Source organism: Kushneria pakistanensis, from assembly GCF_014652795.1.
In the GTDB taxonomy this organism is placed as follows: domain Bacteria; phylum Pseudomonadota; class Gammaproteobacteria; order Pseudomonadales; family Halomonadaceae; genus Kushneria; species Kushneria pakistanensis.
Genome location: NZ_BMZM01000003.1, coordinates 222581 through 239151, shown reverse-complemented (window position 1 = coordinate 239151; position 16571 = coordinate 222581). Strand labels below are relative to the sequence as shown.

General features: G+C 59.2%; 17 protein-coding genes. 9 read left to right on the top strand and 8 right to left on the bottom strand.

The window, feature by feature from the left end; all coding sequences use genetic code 11:
• The first annotated feature begins 110 nt into the window (after positions 1 to 110).
• From ubiE to tatC, 7 genes are all read left to right on the top strand, one after another.
• Positions 111 to 857, top strand: coding sequence for a bifunctional demethylmenaquinone methyltransferase/2-methoxy-6-polyprenyl-1,4-benzoquinol methylase UbiE (ubiE, locus tag IE123_RS11560; RefSeq protein WP_189518360.1), 747 nt, complete (start codon positions 111 to 113; stop codon positions 855 to 857).
• Positions 858 to 986: 129 nt separating this feature from the next.
• Positions 987 to 1622 carry a ubiquinone biosynthesis accessory factor UbiJ gene (locus IE123_RS11555; protein ID WP_189518359.1) on the top strand — a complete coding sequence of 212 codons (636 nt, stop codon included), beginning with the start codon at positions 987 to 989 and terminating at the stop codon, positions 1620 to 1622.
• Complete coding sequence (gene ubiB / locus IE123_RS11550) at positions 1622 to 3250, top strand: ubiquinone biosynthesis regulatory protein kinase UbiB (protein WP_189518357.1); 1629 nt, start codon at positions 1622 to 1624, stop codon at positions 3248 to 3250. The genes IE123_RS11555 and ubiB overlap by 1 nt, the downstream gene beginning before the upstream one ends.
• Positions 3251 to 3345: 95 nt before the next feature.
• On the top strand, positions 3346 to 3684 hold the full coding sequence (locus tag IE123_RS11545; RefSeq protein ID WP_189518355.1) for a phosphoribosyl-ATP diphosphatase: 339 nt from the start codon (positions 3346 to 3348) through the stop codon (positions 3682 to 3684).
• A gap of 105 nt (positions 3685 to 3789) precedes the next feature.
• A complete protein-coding gene (gene tatA, locus IE123_RS11540) occupies positions 3790 to 4041 on the top strand; it encodes a Sec-independent protein translocase subunit TatA (protein WP_189518353.1) in 252 nt (83 codons plus the stop codon).
• 6 nt (positions 4042 to 4047) lie between these two features.
• Entirely contained in the window at positions 4048 to 4593 is a 546-nt protein-coding gene (gene tatB, locus IE123_RS11535; RefSeq protein ID WP_189518351.1) for a Sec-independent protein translocase protein TatB, read from the top strand.
• Complete coding sequence (gene tatC / locus IE123_RS11530; RefSeq protein WP_189518349.1) at positions 4590 to 5363, top strand: twin-arginine translocase subunit TatC; 774 nt, start codon at positions 4590 to 4592, stop codon at positions 5361 to 5363. The genes tatB and tatC overlap by 4 nt, the downstream gene beginning before the upstream one ends.
• 15 nt (positions 5364 to 5378) lie before the next feature.
• Here the strand turns inward: tatC and elbB are convergent, their stop codons facing one another.
• Complete coding sequence (elbB, locus tag IE123_RS11525) at positions 5379 to 6047, bottom strand: isoprenoid biosynthesis glyoxalase ElbB (RefSeq protein ID WP_189518347.1); 669 nt, start codon at positions 6045 to 6047, stop codon at positions 5379 to 5381.
• A gap of 176 nt (positions 6048 to 6223) precedes the next feature.
• Between elbB and hemB the strand changes: the two genes are divergently transcribed.
• Both hemB and ppk1 read left to right on the top strand, forming a co-directional pair.
• Positions 6224 to 7234: a porphobilinogen synthase gene (hemB, locus tag IE123_RS11520; protein ID WP_373295804.1), complete on the top strand. Its 1011-nt coding sequence runs from the start codon at positions 6224 to 6226 to the stop codon at positions 7232 to 7234.
• Positions 7235 to 7313: 79 nt separating this feature from the next.
• Positions 7314 to 9509 carry a polyphosphate kinase 1 gene (gene ppk1 / locus IE123_RS11515; RefSeq protein ID WP_189518345.1) on the top strand — a complete coding sequence of 732 codons (2196 nt, stop codon included), beginning with the start codon at positions 7314 to 7316 and terminating at the stop codon, positions 9507 to 9509.
• Positions 9510 to 9612: 103 nt separating this feature from the next.
• Here ppk1 and IE123_RS11510 read toward each other — a convergent pair whose 3' ends face one another.
• The 7 genes from IE123_RS11510 to IE123_RS11485 all read right to left on the bottom strand — a co-directional run bounded on the left by IE123_RS11510 (position 9613) and on the right by IE123_RS11485 (position 16505).
• Entirely contained in the window at positions 9613 to 10716 is a 1104-nt protein-coding gene (locus tag IE123_RS11510; RefSeq protein WP_189518343.1) for a 3-deoxy-7-phosphoheptulonate synthase, read from the bottom strand.
• A gap of 484 nt (positions 10717 to 11200) precedes the next feature.
• Complete coding sequence (locus IE123_RS16265) at positions 11201 to 11326, bottom strand: hypothetical protein (protein ID WP_268246954.1); 126 nt, start codon at positions 11324 to 11326, stop codon at positions 11201 to 11203.
• Positions 11327 to 11421: 95 nt separating this feature from the next.
• Positions 11422 to 12135: a dihydromonapterin reductase gene (gene folM, locus IE123_RS11505; RefSeq protein WP_189518341.1), complete on the bottom strand. Its 714-nt coding sequence runs from the start codon at positions 12133 to 12135 to the stop codon at positions 11422 to 11424.
• Complete coding sequence (locus tag IE123_RS11500) at positions 12132 to 12869, bottom strand: FAD-binding oxidoreductase (protein WP_189518339.1); 738 nt, start codon at positions 12867 to 12869, stop codon at positions 12132 to 12134. Before IE123_RS11500 ends, folM begins: the two co-directional genes overlap by 4 nt.
• 67 nt (positions 12870 to 12936) lie before the next feature.
• Positions 12937 to 14406, bottom strand: a complete 1470-nt coding sequence (ubiD, locus tag IE123_RS11495) for a 4-hydroxy-3-polyprenylbenzoate decarboxylase (protein ID WP_189518337.1) — start codon at positions 14404 to 14406, stop codon at positions 12937 to 12939.
• Positions 14407 to 14505: 99 nt separating this feature from the next.
• On the bottom strand, positions 14506 to 15765 hold the full coding sequence (gene rho, locus IE123_RS11490) for a transcription termination factor Rho (protein WP_086620628.1): 1260 nt from the start codon (positions 15763 to 15765) through the stop codon (positions 14506 to 14508).
• Between the two features lie 416 nt (positions 15766 to 16181).
• On the bottom strand, positions 16182 to 16505 hold the full coding sequence (locus tag IE123_RS11485; protein WP_189518335.1) for a thioredoxin family protein: 324 nt from the start codon (positions 16503 to 16505) through the stop codon (positions 16182 to 16184).
• Positions 16506 to 16571: the final 66 nt, after the last annotated feature.

Below are 16571 nucleotides of genomic sequence, written 5' to 3'. Positions count from 1 at the left end.
ACAAGCGCGACCCTCCCGACCGGAGTGACGATGCACCGATGCCCCCAGGGCAGGTAGCGCTACTGACGATACCAGAACACATGATTTGCAAACGCTGACAGGGGAACGCCATGGACAAGCAGACAACGCACTTCGGCTATGAGGAAGTCCCTGTCGAGGAGAAGGCCGGCCGTGTCGAGCAGGTCTTCGATAGCGTGGCGCGCCGCTATGACGTCATGAATGACCTGATGTCGATGGGCGTTCATCGCTTCTGGAAGCGCGTGGCGCTGGAACGCTCGGGCGTACGCCGCGGTCATGCCGTGCTCGACATTGCCGGCGGCACCGGCGATCTGACCGCGAAGTTTGTGGAGCGTGTGGGCCCTACCGGTCGAGTGGTACTGGCCGACATCAATGCCTCCATGCTGCAGGTCGGACGTGACCGGCTGCTTGATCGTGGCGTGGGTGCTCAGGTGGAAATCGTGCAGGCCGACGCCCAGGCACTGCCCTTCCCCGATAACACCTTTGACTGCATTACCATTGCCTTTGGCCTTCGCAACGTCACCGACAAGGATGCAGCGATTGCTTCCATGACACGCGTGCTCAAGCCGGGCGGCCGACTGCTGATCCTGGAGTTCTCAAAGCCGGTCAATGCTGTCTTTGAGAAGGTCTATGATCAGTACTCCTTTCATGTTCTGCCGCGCATTGGCAAATGGGTGGCCAACGATGCCGACTCCTACCGTTACCTGGCCGAATCGATCCGCATGCATCCCGATCAGCCGACCCTCAAGGCCATGATGGAAAATGCAGGCCTTGAGCGCGTCGAGTACACCAACATGACCGGCGGTGTCGTGGCACTGCACCGCGGTATCAAGTTCTGAACGTCCCGTGCGGGTGATGCCCTTCATTGGCCATCATCCGTCGGGCCGCTTTCCCGACAGGGTTAATGGCATGACACACGTGTATTTCATGACTTTTTGTCATCGCATACCTCAAGGACAGTCCTGCTGATGTCCTTCATAACTCCCGTGCTGCTGACCGGTATCGAAAAAACCGTCAACCGCCTGCTGGCACGTGATCCGGCGGCGCCGTCCCGTCTGGCGGCCATGGCCGGTCAGCGCCTTTTGCTGAGACTGGAAGCCCCACGGATTGAAGTCCTGGTCATCTTTCACATCCACGGCCTGACACTTGCCTCACTGCCCGATGGTGAGGACCGGGATGCTGATACGACCATTGAAATCGATGCCGATACGCTGGGTGCTTTGCTGGGCGGCATGCCGATTCAGTCACTCATGACCCAGCACAAGCTGGTGGTGCGTGGCCAGCTCGGGCTTTTGATGCAGGCACGCGAACTGCTGATGGATCTCGATATCAACTGGGAAGGCGCCTTTGCCGAATGGTTTGGCGAGGCACCGGCCCATAGTCTGGCGACCGGGCTGCGACGCCTGGGGCGCTTTGGCGTGCACTCTTCAAAAAGCCTTGAGCAGGACCTGCGTGAGTACATTCTCGAAGAAGGCCAGTGGCTGGCCGGCCGCGCGCGCTTTGACGTGGCCCGCGAGCACCTGACCGAACTTGAAATTGCGACCGACCGGCTTGAAGCCCGACTTGAACGGCTCAACCGTCGTCTGCGAGGGCATCACTCTTGATGACGCTATGGCGCCTGATCCGTATTGCCTGGGTGGTCACCCGTTATCGGCTCGACAGTCTGATTCCTGCCGAACGCCTGCCCGGCTATGCCCGCTTTCTGATGGCCATCGCGCCCATTCGACTGTTCCCGAAGGGCAATAAAACACGCGGTGAGCGCCTGCGTCTGGCGCTGGAGGATCTGGGCCCCATTTTCATCAAGTTCGGCCAGATGCTGTCTACCCGGCGTGATCTGATGCCGCCGGATATCGCCGTCGAGCTCAAGCGGCTGCAGGATCAGGTACCGCCCTTTCACAGCGACACGGCGCGCACCATCATCGAAGAGGAGCTGGGCGCGCCGGTCGGTGAACTTTTTGATCATTTCGAGCCCGATTCGATGGCCTCGGCCTCCATCGCTCAGGTCCATGCCGCGCGCCTGCATACCGGCGAAGAAGTGGTGGTCAAGGTCATCCGCCCCGGCATCGACAGTGTCATGCGCAACGACATGGCGCTGCTGTACACCTTTGCCCGGGTGCTTTTGAAGGTCTGGCCGGAAGCGCGGCGTCTGCGCCCGGTGGAAGTGGTCAAGGATTATGAGTCCACCCTTTTTGATGAGCTTGATCTGCAAAAGGAGGCGGCCAACACCTCCCAGCTCAAGCGCAATTTTCAGCACTCCCCGCTGTTGCATGTGCCGACCATTTACTGGCCGCTGACCCGCAAGCGGGTCATGACCCAGGAGCGGGTCAATGGTGTACCGGTCGCCGATATCGACACACTCGAGGCACAGGGCGTTGATATGCGCCTGCTTGCCGAGCGGGGTGTGGAAATCTTTTTTACCCAGGTGTTTCGCGACAACTTCTTTCATGCCGACATGCACCCGGGCAATATCTTCGTTGATATCAGCAACCCGCGCGACCCCAGCTACATTGCCATCGACTGCGGTATCGTGGGCAGCCTGACCCGCGAGGATCAGGATTATCTGGCGCGCAACATCATCGCATTTTTCCGCCAGGACTATTATGAAGTGGCCATGCTCCACATCGAGTCCGGCTGGGTCGGTGAACATACCCGCGCCAACGAATTTGCCGCCGCTATTCGCTCGGTCTGTGAGCCCATTCTTGAAAAGCCGCTCAAGGACATCTCCTTTGGGCAGGTATTGATGGGGCTTTTTCAGACGGCGCAGCGCTTTCACATGGAAGTACAGCCGCAGCTGGTGCTGCTGCAGAAAACCCTGCTGAACATCGAGGGGCTGGGGCGCACCCTGTATCCCGAGCTTGATCTGTGGCATACCGCCAAGCCCTTTCTGGAGCGCTGGATGCATGAACGCGCCGGCCCCAAGGGGTTCTGGGAAGAGCTCAAGCGCCAGGCGCCGGATCTCGCCCAGCGCATACCGCAGATCCCGGTACTGGCACACCAGGCACTATCTCAGGTCGAAAACGAGCGCAAGCACCGCGAGCAGCAGACCGCGGCCTTCGTCACCCTTCAGCACTCCTTCTCGGGCGTGCGCAAGGGAGCAAGGCGCATCAGGATCGGGCTGGTGCTGATCGCCGGAGCACTGGCCTGGCAGCCCATCTCGCAGTGGGCGATGCAGCAGCACTGGAGCGTGCTGGCGGCCGCCGGCATCGGCCTGGCATTGGTGATCTGGCGCTGAGTACGGCAGATGACGTCGACAGATTACGGACGGTGATGGTATAAGTCCCATCGTCCTGAACACGCTTAGCCATGATGACTCAGGAACACATCTCAATGAGCACTATTCTCGATCAGCTCGATCAAAGCCTGGCCGACCGGCGCCACGGTGACGCTGATACGTCCTATGTCGCTGGCCTGCACCAGCGCGGTCTGAACAAGATTCTGGAAAAGGTGGGCGAAGAAGCGGTCGAAGCCATCCTGGCCGCCCGCGACGCCGAGCATGGTGATGAAAGAACCCGCCAGGCACTGATCAATGAGACGGCCGATCTCTGGTTTCATTCGCTGGTGATGCTGTCGCATCTGGGTCTGGACCATCGCGACGTGCTTGAAGAGCTGGCACGTCGTCAGGGCATCTCGGGACTGACGGAAAAGGCATCACGCACCGGCGGCTAACATTTGCCCCTTTTACCTGTCCTACCATTACAATGATGGGCGCTGTATCAAACAGCGCCGGATTTATCAAAGACAGTGTCCTGTCGGACACAATGGAGAAACGCCATGTTGGGTGGTATCAGTATCTGGCAGCTTCTGATCGTTCTGGGCATCATTATCCTGATTTTCGGCACGAAGAAGCTTCGTAATCTGGGCGGTGATCTCGGTGGCGCCATCAAGGGCTTCAAGCAGGCCGTCAACGATGATGACGAGACGACCAGCAAACCACAGCAGCGCGTCAAGCATGACGACACCGCGGGCCACGAGACCATCGATAGCCATACGGACACGCGCGAAAAAGAAGACACCCGGAAATAATCCTACATGTTTGATATCAGTTTCCCTGAGCTGATCGTCGTGGGTGCCATTGCGCTGGTGGTTCTGGGCCCCGAGCGTCTGCCAACGGCAGCGCGCACGGCCGGCCTGTGGCTGGGAAAGATCAAGCGCACGGTGGCCAATGTTCAGCAGGAAATCACCTCGCAGCTCGAGACCGAAGAGCTGCAGCGCAAGATGAAAAGTCAGCAGGACCGCTTCGAGCAGGGCCTGAAAAAGGCCAGGGACGATATCGAAAGTGTGGGAGATGACCCTTCCGCCAGCAGCAAAAAGCTGTCGGACAGGGCGCTTTCCAGGGATGGGGCGTCAGACCGGCAAAGCGAGGTGCCCGATCCCGGGCCAACGCAGGACCATCACGCGCCTGGTGCCGATCCATCGACAGCACCGGCGCCGGATCGTCACGCGCATACCGCTGACCCCGCGACCGCCCCGGCGCCGGCCTCCGAGGCCACCGCCAGAGAGCAGAAAAAGTCCGATACGGTCCCTTCCCGGCCCGCCGCCTCGGACAGCCATGACAGGGATAACCACGATCGATGAGCCCACAGGACGATAATCAGCCGCAGACACCGCTGATCGATCACCTTATTGAGCTGCGTTCACGCCTGCTGCGCGCCATGATCGTCATCGTGGTCGCCTTTGCGGCGCTGTACGCCTTTTCCAACCAGATCTATACCTTTGTGGCCGAGCCGCTCATGGCGCTGTTGCCGCCCGGCTCACAGATGATCGCCACGGAAGTCGCCTCACCCTTTCTGGCCCCTTTCAAGCTGACACTGATTGTCTCGCTGTTTCTGGCCATTCCCTTTGTGCTCTATCAGGCCTGGGCCTTTATCGCGCCGGGTCTATATGCCCATGAGAAGAAACTGGCCCTGCCCATTCTGGGCTCAAGCGTGCTGCTGTTTTATGGCGGGGCGGCCTTTGCCTACTACGTGGTATTCCCGTTGCTGTTTCAGTTTTTCACCACGGCCGGGCCGGCTGATGTTCAGATCATGACCGACATCAATGCCTACCTTTCCTTCGTGCTCAAACTCTTTATGGCATTTGGACTGGCCTTTGAGATTCCGGTAGCCACCTTTCTGCTGGTCCTGACCGGCGCCACCACGGTACAGGCCCTATCGGCCAAACGCCCCTATGTGGTCATTGGCTGCTTTATCGTGGGCATGGTCCTGACCCCGCCCGATGTCATTTCGCAGACACTGCTGGCCGGGCCGATGTGGTTACTGTTTGAAGTGGGCATTCTCTTCGCCCGTCTCATTCGCCGCCCACGCGGTGGCCGTGACGATGTCGAGATGAATGACACCAGTACCTGAGCGTCAGGCCGCGCATCAGCGCGGCTGCCCCATCAGCGTATGCATCCGTTCCACCAACTTGAAAAGCCCCTGAGCCACGTCTGAAGGCCGCTTGCCCATGAGCCAGCCAGGCGTGGTAAGGACGCGATGCTCGATATCCACCACGATCTCGCCCACGCCAGCGCTCTTGTGCAGCCCCCCCATGGCACTGATGGTGCCGGAAAGCTCGGCACTCTGTCCCAGCGTCACCGGTATGGCCTGTTCAAAGAGTCGCGGGACCAGTAGCGCGGCCATGCCGACCAGGGCGATGGGCTTGCGTGATTCATGAAACTCGTGAAGCCGGGAAACAAGCTGCTCCAGCACCTGCATGGAGGAACCGCTGACAGCAAAATCACTCAGCTGATTGATGGCGCCATGCCCGCCGGGAATGATGATGGCGCCAAACTCTTTTGCCTTCAGCTTCTCCAGCGGATAGACGCGCTCATGCACCATGCGACACGACTCCACCATGGCATGGCGGCCCTTATCTTCCATGGCCTCGCCACTGGTATGGTCAATGACATGGTGTTGTGCCACATCCGGGGCAAAGCAGCTCCATTCAAGCCCGAGCTGATCCAGGCGCAACAGCACCATGGTCAGTTCCTGTACATCGGTACCATCCAGCCATCCGCATCCGGAAATAACGACTGCTACACGCTTTTTCATGCTGCTGCTCCCATGAGATACATGACATCCGCCTTCCCGGGCAGACAGTGGCGACAGGCAACAAACAGGGCCTGATCGGGTGCGACGATAATCGTCACCGCTGCCGGACAGGCCAGCTATTATAATTGTCTTCGTTCATGTCACTTTCGCGTTTCAGGAGCAATCTCGTGACCTTCATGTCTTCACGTAAATTTCCCGAAACCCGTATGCGTCGCATGCGCCGCGATGATTTTTCGCGCCGCATGATGCGCGAAAGCACGCTGACAGTGGATGATTTGATCCTGCCTGTTTTCGTCCAGGAAGGTGACAACCGCCGTGACACCATTGCATCGATGCCGGGGGTTGAACGCCTCTCCATTGACCAGCTGGTGAAGGAAGCCGGTGAACTGGTCACCCTGGGTATTCCTGCCATTGCCCTGCTTCCTGTCATCGAGGCCGAGCACAAGAGCGAGTTTGCCGAAGAGGCCTACAATGCTTCCGGTCTGATCCCGCACACCATTCGTGCCCTCAAGTCCGCCTGGCCAGGCCTTGGCATCATTACCGATATTGCCCTTGATCCCTACACCCTTCACGGTCAGGACGGCATCCTCGATCACCACGGCTACGTCATCAATGATCGAACGGTCGAGACGCTGATCAAGCAGGCATTGAGCCATGCTGAAGCGGGCGCCGACTATATCGCGCCTTCCGACATGATGGACGGGCGTATTGGTGCCATCCGGGATGTTCTTGAGGCGGAAGGACTGGTCAATACCCGCATCATGTCCTGCTCCAGCAGGTACGCATCACGCTACTACGAGCCCTTTAGTGACGCCGTGGGCTCAACAGCTCATCCACCCCGTGCCGACAGGTCAACCTACCAGATGGACCCGGCCAATAGTCATGAGGCGCTGCATGAGGCCGCTATGGACATCAGCGAAGGCGCCGATGCCGTCATGATCAAGCCGGGCATGCCTTACCTGGATGTACTGTATCGCGTCAAGCACGAGCTGCGTGTCCCGACTTTCGTCTACCAGGTCAGCGGCGAGTACGCCATGCACAAGGCCGCCTTTGCCAACGGCTGGCTGGATGAAGAGACTGTCATGCTGGAGTCACTGCGATGCTTCAAGCGCGCCGGGGCCGACGGTATTCTGACCTGGTTTGCCAAACAGGCAGCGCAGGCCCTCAAGACGGACCGGCTGTCATAAAAACGTCATGAGAGTTTCTCACACTGGTGGATGCGGTCCCTTCCTGCAGGGCCACATGTCATTTCCCGGAGAGTTTCTGATGTCATCGATATCCCCTGTTCCGGCGTCTGAAACGCCAGCCTCACCCGAAAATGACCCGACTGCCGCGCTGAGAATCAATCACACACATGCCGGCATTCGCGCCAGAGCCGCGGCCAACGCCGCGCGCGACCTGGATGACGCAGGGCTTTATTTCAATCGCGAACTATCGACCCTGAGATTCCATATTCGCGTTCTGGAACAGGCGCTTGATGAGACCCATCCCCTGTTGGAAAGGCTCAAGTTCCTGCTGATCTTTTCTTCCAACCTGGATGAATTCTTCGAGATCCGTGTCGCAGGGCTCAAGCGGCGCATGGCCTATGGCAATGAAGAGGCCGGCATGGATGGCCACTCGACCTCCAGCGTCTTCCACGAGATCGCCACAAGCGCACACGAACAGGTCGAGCGCCAGTACCATATTCTCAACACCCAGCTCATTCCGGCACTGGCCGAGCGTGGCATTCACTTTCTGCGGCGCAACACCTGGAGCAAGGCGCAAAAGGAGTGGGTCGGCGCCTATTTCGATGACGAGATCATGCCGGTCATCAGCCCCATCGGCCTGGACCCTTCTCACCCCTTCCCCCGGCTGGTCAACAAGAGTCTCAACTTCATTGTCGAGTTGGAGGGGCGCGACGCTTTCGGGCGTGAAGGCGGCATGGCCATTATTCCGGCGCCCCGGTCCCTGCCCCGCCTGATAAGGCTGCCGAAGGAACTGGAGCGCGAGGGCCATCAGGAATATGTCTTTCTCTCCTCGATGATTCATGCCCATGCCGAAAAGCTTTTCCCCGGCATGACAGTGCGGGGCTGCTATCAGTTTCGCCTGACCCGCAATGCCGACCTTGCCATGGATACCGAGGATGTCTCGGACCTTGCCTCCGCCCTCAAGAGCGAGCTGCTGGCCAGACGCTATGGAGACGGCGTACGTCTTGAAGTGGCCAACAACTGCCCTGCGCACCTGAGCGACTTTCTGCTCAGGCAGTTCCGGCTCGAGCATGAGGATCTGTATCTGGTTGATGGTCCGGTCAATCTGAGCCGTTTGATGGCCATGATCGGTGACAGCGAACGCGCCGATCTGCGCTATACGCCGTTCGTGCCGGGCCTGCCAAAGGCGCTTCGCAAGGACGAGAGCCTGTTTGATCTGATCAGTCGGCAGGATATTTTGCTGCTGCATCCGTGGGAGTCGTTCGGGGTTATCGAAAACTGGCTGGCCGAGGCCGCCCGTGATCCGAGCGTGCTGGCCATCAAACAGACGCTCTATCGCACCGGTGTCGAGTCCGGCGTGGTCAGTGCGCTGATCGATGCAGCGCGCAGCGGCAAGGAGGTCACGGTGGTGATCGAGCTGCGTGCCCGCTTTGACGAGGCCGACAATATTGCTCTGGCCTCCCGGCTTCAGGAGGCCGGCGCCAACGTGATCTATGGCGTCATGGCCTACAAGACCCATGCCAAGATGCTGCATATCGTGCGCCGCGAAGCAGGCCGCATTCGTCACTACGCCCATATGGGCACCGGCAACTATCATTCAAAAACGGCAAAGCTTTATACCGACTACAGCCTGCTGACGGCGCGCGAGATGCTGTGCGAAGACGTGCATCATGTCTTCCAGCAGCTGTCGGGCATGGGCGAGCCGCGCCACACCGAACACCTTTTGCACGCTCCCTTTACGCTGCATCGTCGACTGATGGAGCTGATTGATCGCGAAACCGCGCACGCCCGCAAGGGACGCAAGGCCATGCTGACCATCAAGTGCAATGCCCTGACAGAGCCCAAACTGATTCAGGCACTGTATCGGGCCTCCCAGGCCGGCGTTATCTGCCAGCTGATCATTCGCAGCACCTGCTGTCTGCGCCCGGGGGTACCAGGGGTGTCCGATAACATCACGGTGCGATCGGTGGTGGGACGCTTTCTGGAACACACCCGTGTCTTTCATTTTCACAATGCCGGCAAGGCCGAGACCTGGTGCTCCAGCGCCGACTTCATGGAGCGCAACATGTTCCATCGGGTAGAGACCTGCTTTCCCCTGCTGGATCGAAAGCTTGCCCAGCGGGTCAGAAAGGATCTCGATACCTATATGCTGGACAACTGCCAGAGCTGGACGCTTCAATCGGACGGCCATTATGAAAAGCGCTGCCCGGGCAAGGATGAAGCCGCCATCAGCGCCCAGGAAACCCTGCTGTACGCCTATGCCGCAAGGCCCTGAATCAAGTCGGCAACCGAACGGAATCAAGCTGCAGGACCATCGAAACGCCCGGGCACCTGCAGTGCCCGGGCGTTTTCACCTTCACTCAAGAGCGCCGAAAGACTCAGGCGTATTGTTCTACCAGAAGTCGCTCGGACAGGCGCCGCGCGGCCAGGCGCAGGTGATGCTCGCTGTCCGTCCAGCCCAGACAGCCATCGGTCACGGAGACGCCGTAGCGCAGGGTGTCGCTGATGGGCTGATTGCCGGTTTCCAGATGGCTTTCAAGCATCACCCCGACCAGCGATGTCGCGCCCGCCAGTCGCTGGCGAATGACCTCATCGAGTACCAGAGGCTGTCGGGCGGGATCCTTGTGACTGTTGGCGTGGGAGCAGTCCACCATGATGGCCGTCGAAACGCCGGCCGCCTGCAACGCACGGCTGGCCCTTTCAACACTTTGTTCATCGTAGTTGGGGCCACCATGACCACCGCGCAGCACCAGATGGGTATGCGCATTGCCACTGGAGTGCAGCAGCGCCGGAAGACCGTTCTCATCCAGTCCCGGGTAGCGGTGCCCGTGCCGGCTGGCGCCCATGGCATCGATGGCGACCTGAATGCCGCCATCAGTGCCGTTCTTGAACCCGGTGGGCATGGGCAGGGCACTGACCATTTCGCGGTGAATCTGTGATTCGGTGGTACGCGCCCCGACAGCGGCCCAGCTAATGAGATCATCCATGTAGGCGCTCAACATGGGCTGAAGCAGTTCGCAGGCAATCGGCAGTCCCAATGCCGTGATATCACGCATGAGCCTGCGCGTGGTGGCAAGCCCTTCTGCCATATTGTCGCTGCCATCAAGGCAGGGGTCATACACCAGCCCCTTCCAGCCGACGGTCGTCCGTGGCTTTTCCACATACACCCGCATGACCAGCAGCATGGTGTCAGCCACCTCATCGGCCAGTCCCTTCAGGCGCCGGGCATATTCCAGCGCACTGTCGCGATCATGGATGGAACAGGGTCCCGTCACGACCAGCAACCGGGAATCACGTCCGTCCAGAATGGCCCTGATCGCATCACGCTGGGCCGTGATCTGATCCGTCAAGGTACGATCCAGGGCAATGGCGTTCTTGAGAGCCTGCGCAGTGGGCAGCGTTCTTGCAGTGCTGACCTTGCCGCTGGCATCGGCTGAGCGGGCATCCATCGGGGCAACATTGGTATGCAGTGAGGCGTTCATGATCTCTTTTCTTTCCTTTAACAGCGTAACAAGGGGGGATGTAGAGCGCCCTGTATCGCCAGGCCGGCGGTTAGCGCTCGAAACGCCGCCAGCGCATGATTAAATCGCCAGTCACTGGTCAAATAGTTGTTATAAGTCATGGTCATGCTGCTCTCCTGATGGCGACTGGATCATTCGCCCGTCACATGAAAAACAAAAAACCCCCGGTGGCGTACTGCCGACCGGGGGTTTTCTGGGTGGGCAGCACGGTAGACACCGGCACGCCCTGATGCTCAGGCGTGCCTGTCTCTAAACCAATAACCCACGGGATAACCGGACATGTTCGAGACACACGAAGACATCGCTGCAGCCCTTTGGGCCAGCGGTGTCAGTGTGTCATTGAACATGAGCTGCAACATGCCAAGTTATCCTGAGAACACGTTCTGGTTCAATACTGCGGCATCAGCGGCGCCGCACTCGATCATCCGAGACTAGCATGCCGCGCTCAGATGAGAAACTCCTTCCATATAAACAGCGCCGGTAGCGCTGCCGCCAGCGATATGATGACGATACCTGCCACGATACCGACCAGCAATGCACGATCCTTCAATAGCGTCGACGGCGATGTCATGAGGGCCACCTGTCACGGTCGTTGAAACACCGATGTTTGAGCATGTGATTGTTGTCTGGCAATTGTTGCCTGGCGAATCGATCGCCACAGCCAGTTCACTTCACATGACGCCCGCCGTCAACAGGCAATGTGGCGCCTGTGACAAAAGGACTATCCAGCAGGTAGCGCACGCCCTGCCAGATCACGCCGGGCCCCGGCACGGCCGGCAGTGCCGAGCGGCTGTTGAGATGCGCCAGATAGTCATCTCCATCATCGGCGTTGAGCATGATACCTGCCGGTGCGATGGCGTTGACCTTGATATCGGGGGCAAAGCGCCCGGCCATCGACAGGGTCAGATTCTCGAGACCGGCCTTGGTGGCCGCATAGGCCATATGCTTTTTTGATCCGTGAGCGGCGCTGTAGTCCGTGATGTGAATAATGTCGCGCATCGGCTCCGGGCAGGCCATCAGCAGTGCATGGGCATGCAGATTGATGAGATAGGGCGCCTGCATGTGGACCTGAAACATCAGGGCAAAATCACTCCCACATGAGGCACTGTCCTCATCACGCTGCCAGTGCGACGCATTGTGGATAATGGCTCTGAGGGCACCGGTGTGGGCCTTCAGACGAGCAATGAAATCCAGAATGCCCGCTTCACTGGAGAAATCGGCATACAGCGCAGTAATGCCCCGGGCCCGCAGTGCCTCGATGGCGGGACGCTCGCGCCGGTAGGTGATAATGACCGGATGCCCATCATCATGAAGGCGTTCGGCACAGTAGCGACCCAGCCGCTGACCGCCCCCGGTGACCAGGATGGGGGCCTGGCTCATGACACGTCGCCCTGCCCCTGCGTTCGGGGCGCGTAGCTGAAGACATCCGAAAAGATCCGCTTGGCCATGGGCTCGATGCGCGCCAGCGTATCCACCACGGCGTATACCATGCCGGGAGAGCCTGCAATGAAGATACTGGCCTCATCAGCGCGCTGGACCCGATCATGCAGCGCATTGTCGATACGCTCGACCACGCCATCAAAATCCTCTTCACCCGGCAGCTCGACCACCGGCGTAAAGCTGAAATGCTCAAACTGCTCGGCCCAGTGGCGCGCCTGCGACTCCATATAAAGCTCACTACGGGCACGCGCCGCCCACCACAGATGAATGGGCCGCTCGGGATGGACGGCAAGCGAGGCCTCGATGATCGACTTCATCTGCGCAAAACCGGTACCGGCGGCAATCAACAGCAACGGGCGTGGATCATCCAGTTCCAGTACGGATTCCCCCCCGGCCAGCGATACCTCGATCTCGGCGCCCACGTGAAGCTGTTCAAACAGCGCCCGGGCATTATCGCTGCTGGCAATATACTGCACGTGCAGCTCCAGAATGCCCTCGCCATTGGGCGCATTGGCAATTGAAAACGGCAGATGGTTTCCCTGTACCACCAGCGTCAGGTATTGACCCGGGGCAAACAGAATCTGCTGGGGGTCGCCACGCAAAAAAAGGCGATAGACATCGGCCGATAGCGTTTCCATGGTCTCGACCCTACAGGTCAGCGTCCTGGCAGGCATGGTGCTTCCTTCAATCGATAGCAATGCAGCAATGCATTATGTCAGTAACTCCCGAGGCGCCGGGCGCTCAGGTATTGATGCCGTAGGCGTCCCAGCGCTCATCGACGCGGGTCTTGATTTCATCGCTCATGACAATGGGCGTGCCCCACTCGCGCTGGGTTTCGCCCGGCCACTTGGAGGTCGCATCAAGGCCCATCTTGGAGCCCAGACCGCTGACCGGTGAGGCAAAGTCGAGATAGTCGATCGGCGTATTCTCCACCATGACCGTATCACGCGCCGGGTCCATGCGGGTGGTGATGGCCCAGATCACATCCTTCCAGTCACGGGTATTGACGTCATCGTCCACCACGATCACGAACTTGGTGTACATGAACTGACGCAGAAAGCTCCAGACGCCCATCATCACGCGCTTGGCATGTCCAGGATACTGCTTTTTCATCGACACCACGGCCAGGCGATACGAGCACCCTTCGGGTGGCAGGTAGAAATCCACGATTTCCGGGAACTGGCGACGCAGGATGGGCACAAAGACCTCATTGAGCGCCACGCCCAGCACAGCCGGCTCATCCGGCGGGCGGCCGGTATAGGTGGAATGATAGATGGGATCGCGGCGATGGGTAATGCGCTCAACGGTGAAGACCGGGAAGGTATCGACTTCGTTGTAATAACCGGTGTGGTCGCCAAAGGGGCCTTCCGGTGCCATGTCATCGGGGTAGATATGGCCCTCCAGCACGATTTCGGCACTCGCCGGCACGCTGAGATCGGCGTGATGACACTTGACCAGCTCGGTCCTTGAACCGCGCAAAAGCCCGGCAAAGGCGTATTCGGAAAGCGAGTCGGGAACCGGCGTCACTGCGCCGAGGATGGTGGCCGGATCAGCGCCCAGCGCCACCGCCACGGGGAAGGGCTCGCCCGGATGGGTCTGCTGCCAGTCACGAAAATCCAGCGCCCCACCACGATGAGACAGCCAGCGCATGATCAGGCGATTTTTCGAAAGCTTCTGCTGACGATAGATCCCCAGATTCTGACGTTCCTTGTGCGGTCCCTTCGTGATGACCAGGGGCCAGGTCACCAACGGCGCGGCATCGCCCGGCCAGCAGTGCTGAATGGGGATGGCGTCCAGATCCACGTCGTCCCCTTCGAGCACGACTTCCTGACAGGGCGCCTTTTTAACGTGTCGCGGCCCCATGCTCATCACCTGCTTGAAGATGGGCACCTTCTGCCAGGCGTCACGAAAGCCCTTGGGCGGTTCAGGCTCCTTCAAAAAGGCCAGAAGCTCACCGACCTCACGCAGGGCACTGACGCTGTCCTGTCCCATACCCAGCGCGACACGGCGCGGCGTGCCAAACAGATTGGCCAGTACCGGCATGCGACTGCCGCGTACGTTTTCAAACAGCAGGGCCGGCCCTTCATCGCGCAGCACGCGATCACATATCTCGGTCATTTCCAGATAGGGATCCACTTCAACGGTGACACGCTTGAGTTCCCCCATCTGTTCAAGCTTCTGGATAAACTCCCGCAGATCGCGATACTTCATGCCCGGTCCTGCTCCCGTAATAAAGCAAAGGGGCAGCATAGCATGCTGCCCCTCTCATGAAGGCGTCCTCATCGCACGCCCGTCACACCCTGCAGCGCCTTAGCGGCGCTTCATGGCCTCGAAGAATTCCAGATTGGTCTTGGTATCCTTCAGGCGGTCGATCAGAAACTCGGTGGCCGCCACATCTTCCATCGGATTGAGCAGCTTGCGCAGGATCCACATGCGCTGCATTTCATCCTCGGAGGCAATCAGATCTTCACGACGTGTACCGGAGCGGCGGATATTGAGCGCTGGGTAGACGCGCTTCTCGGCCAGCTTGCGGTCCAGATGCGCTTCCATGTTGCCGGTACCCTTGAACTCCTCGAAGATGACTTCGTCCATCTTGGAGCCGGTATCCACCAGCGCAGTGGCCAGAATGGTCAGACTGCCGCCCTCTTCGATATTACGGGCCGCACCAAAAAAGCGCTTGGGCTTTTCAAGGGCGTGGGCATCCACACCACCGGTCAATACCTTGCCGGAAGACGGCACAACCGTGTTGTAGGCACGGGCCAGACGCGTAATGGAGTCGAGCAGAATCACCACATCCTTCTTGTGCTCGACCAGACGCTTGGCCTTTTCGATCACCATTTCGGCGACCTGCACGTGACGGGCCGGCGGCTCGTCAAACGTTGAAGCCACGACTTCGCCGCGTACGGTACGCGACATCTCGGTGACTTCCTCCGGGCGCTCATCGATCAACAGCACAATCATGTGACATTCGGGATTGTTACGGGTGATCGAGTTGGCGATGTTTTGCAGCATCATTGTCTTGCCCGCCTTGGGCGGCGAGACGATCAGGCCACGCTGGCCCTTGCCGATCGGCGAGGTCAGATCAATGACGCGCGAGGTAATGTCTTCCGTGGAGCCGTTGCCGATCTCCATGACCAGACGCTCCTGAGGAAACAGCGGCGTCAGGTTTTCAAACAGGATCTTGTGCTTGGCGTTCTCGGGTCGATCAAAGTTGATCTGATTGACCTTGAGCAGCGCGAAGTAGCGCTCGCCTTCCTTGGGCGGACGAATCTTGCCGGCGATCGAGTCGCCCTTGCGAAGATTGAAGCGGCGGATCTGGGAGGGCGAGACATAAATGTCATCGGGGCCGGCCAGATAGGAAGAGTCGGCGCTGCGCAGGAAACCAAAGCCATCCTGAAGGATTTCGAGTACGCCATCGCCATAAATGTCCTCACCGCTTTTGGCGTGCTTTTTGAGGATGGCGAAGATGATGTCCTGCTTGCGCGAACGAGCCAGATTGTCGATGCCCATTTCTTGGGCAACTTCCAACAGCTCGGGAACAGTCTTTTGCTTGAGTTCGGTTAGATTCATCGGCTTGTTTCGGAAATCGCTTTAGTCAGCATGGCTGTAAGAGATGCGGCCGGGACAGGAAACGGTATTTTGAACACCGCCTGATTGTAGTCAGAGCCCGCGGGGTCTCGACGCCAGAGAGTTATTGAAAACCCGGCAATGGAGATGGACCCGAAAAGCGCCTCGTTCGAAGGAAAGAAGTAATATGACGGTAAAACCCGAGTTCAGCACCGATAGCATCAGGGTCCGTTCGTCTGCTTGAGAAATGGCGTGGCAGACTGGGAGAAAAGCAATATGACCCTGGTGGCTCGCTCGGCGGCTGGAAAGCAGCTGAAATCAGGCGAACGCACCGATGTTAGACAACGCTGATCGTCGACGCAAGCCCTTTCGTTGCCTCGGGAATCGCCGGCTCTGGCGACTCGGGTCGACGTCGTATTCTACAGGTGCTCATCAAGGAGCTGTCGTAGCTGAGCCCGGGAAAGCGCACCGACGCGCGTGGTCTCAAGCGAGCCATCAATGAATAGACACAGTGTCGGCACCCCTCTGGCGCCCAGACGTACCGCCAGCGCCGGCGAGGCATTGATATCGACACGGTAGACCTTCACGCGATCGGCGTAGTGCCCCGCCGCCTCTTCCAGTACCGGCATCAGCGTACGACACGGACGACACCACTCGGCCGTCACCACCACCAGTGCCGGCTCATGTCTGTCGGCAATGTCCTGCTCAAAACGGTTTTCATCCAGATCAATGATCGTGCTCATGCCTTTCCCTCGTTGGCGCGTGCCCTGGCCTGCATTGCAGGCAGGCGCACCCGTTTAAGCAATTGA

Excerpts from the sequence above, each read along its gene's own strand:
- ubiE (WP_189518360.1), top strand. The coding sequence starts at position 111 with ATGGACAAGCAGACAACGCACTTCGGCTATGAGGAAGTCCCTGTCGAG.
- IE123_RS11555 (WP_189518359.1), top strand. The coding sequence starts at position 987 with ATGTCCTTCATAACTCCCGTGCTGCTGACCGGTATCGAAAAAACCGTC.
- ubiB (WP_189518357.1), top strand. The coding sequence starts at position 1,622 with ATGACGCTATGGCGCCTGATCCGTATTGCCTGGGTGGTCACCCGTTAT.
- IE123_RS11545 (WP_189518355.1), top strand. The coding sequence starts at position 3,346 with ATGAGCACTATTCTCGATCAGCTCGATCAAAGCCTGGCCGACCGGCGC.
- tatA (WP_189518353.1), top strand. The coding sequence starts at position 3,790 with ATGTTGGGTGGTATCAGTATCTGGCAGCTTCTGATCGTTCTGGGCATC.
- tatB (WP_189518351.1), top strand. The coding sequence starts at position 4,048 with ATGTTTGATATCAGTTTCCCTGAGCTGATCGTCGTGGGTGCCATTGCG.
- tatC (WP_189518349.1), top strand. The coding sequence starts at position 4,590 with ATGAGCCCACAGGACGATAATCAGCCGCAGACACCGCTGATCGATCAC.
- elbB (WP_189518347.1), bottom strand. The coding sequence starts at position 6,047 with ATGAAAAAGCGTGTAGCAGTCGTTATTTCCGGATGCGGATGGCTGGAT.
- hemB (WP_373295804.1), top strand. The coding sequence starts at position 6,224 with ATGTCTTCACGTAAATTTCCCGAAACCCGTATGCGTCGCATGCGCCGC.
- ppk1 (WP_189518345.1), top strand. The coding sequence starts at position 7,314 with ATGTCATCGATATCCCCTGTTCCGGCGTCTGAAACGCCAGCCTCACCC.
- IE123_RS11510 (WP_189518343.1), bottom strand. The coding sequence starts at position 10,716 with ATGAACGCCTCACTGCATACCAATGTTGCCCCGATGGATGCCCGCTCA.
- IE123_RS16265 (WP_268246954.1), bottom strand. The coding sequence starts at position 11,326 with ATGACATCGCCGTCGACGCTATTGAAGGATCGTGCATTGCTGGTCGGT.
- folM (WP_189518341.1), bottom strand. The coding sequence starts at position 12,135 with ATGAGCCAGGCCCCCATCCTGGTCACCGGGGGCGGTCAGCGGCTGGGT.
- IE123_RS11500 (WP_189518339.1), bottom strand. The coding sequence starts at position 12,869 with ATGCCTGCCAGGACGCTGACCTGTAGGGTCGAGACCATGGAAACGCTA.
- ubiD (WP_189518337.1), bottom strand. The coding sequence starts at position 14,406 with ATGAAGTATCGCGATCTGCGGGAGTTTATCCAGAAGCTTGAACAGATG.
- rho (WP_086620628.1), bottom strand. The coding sequence starts at position 15,765 with ATGAATCTAACCGAACTCAAGCAAAAGACTGTTCCCGAGCTGTTGGAA.
- IE123_RS11485 (WP_189518335.1), bottom strand. The coding sequence starts at position 16,505 with ATGAGCACGATCATTGATCTGGATGAAAACCGTTTTGAGCAGGACATT.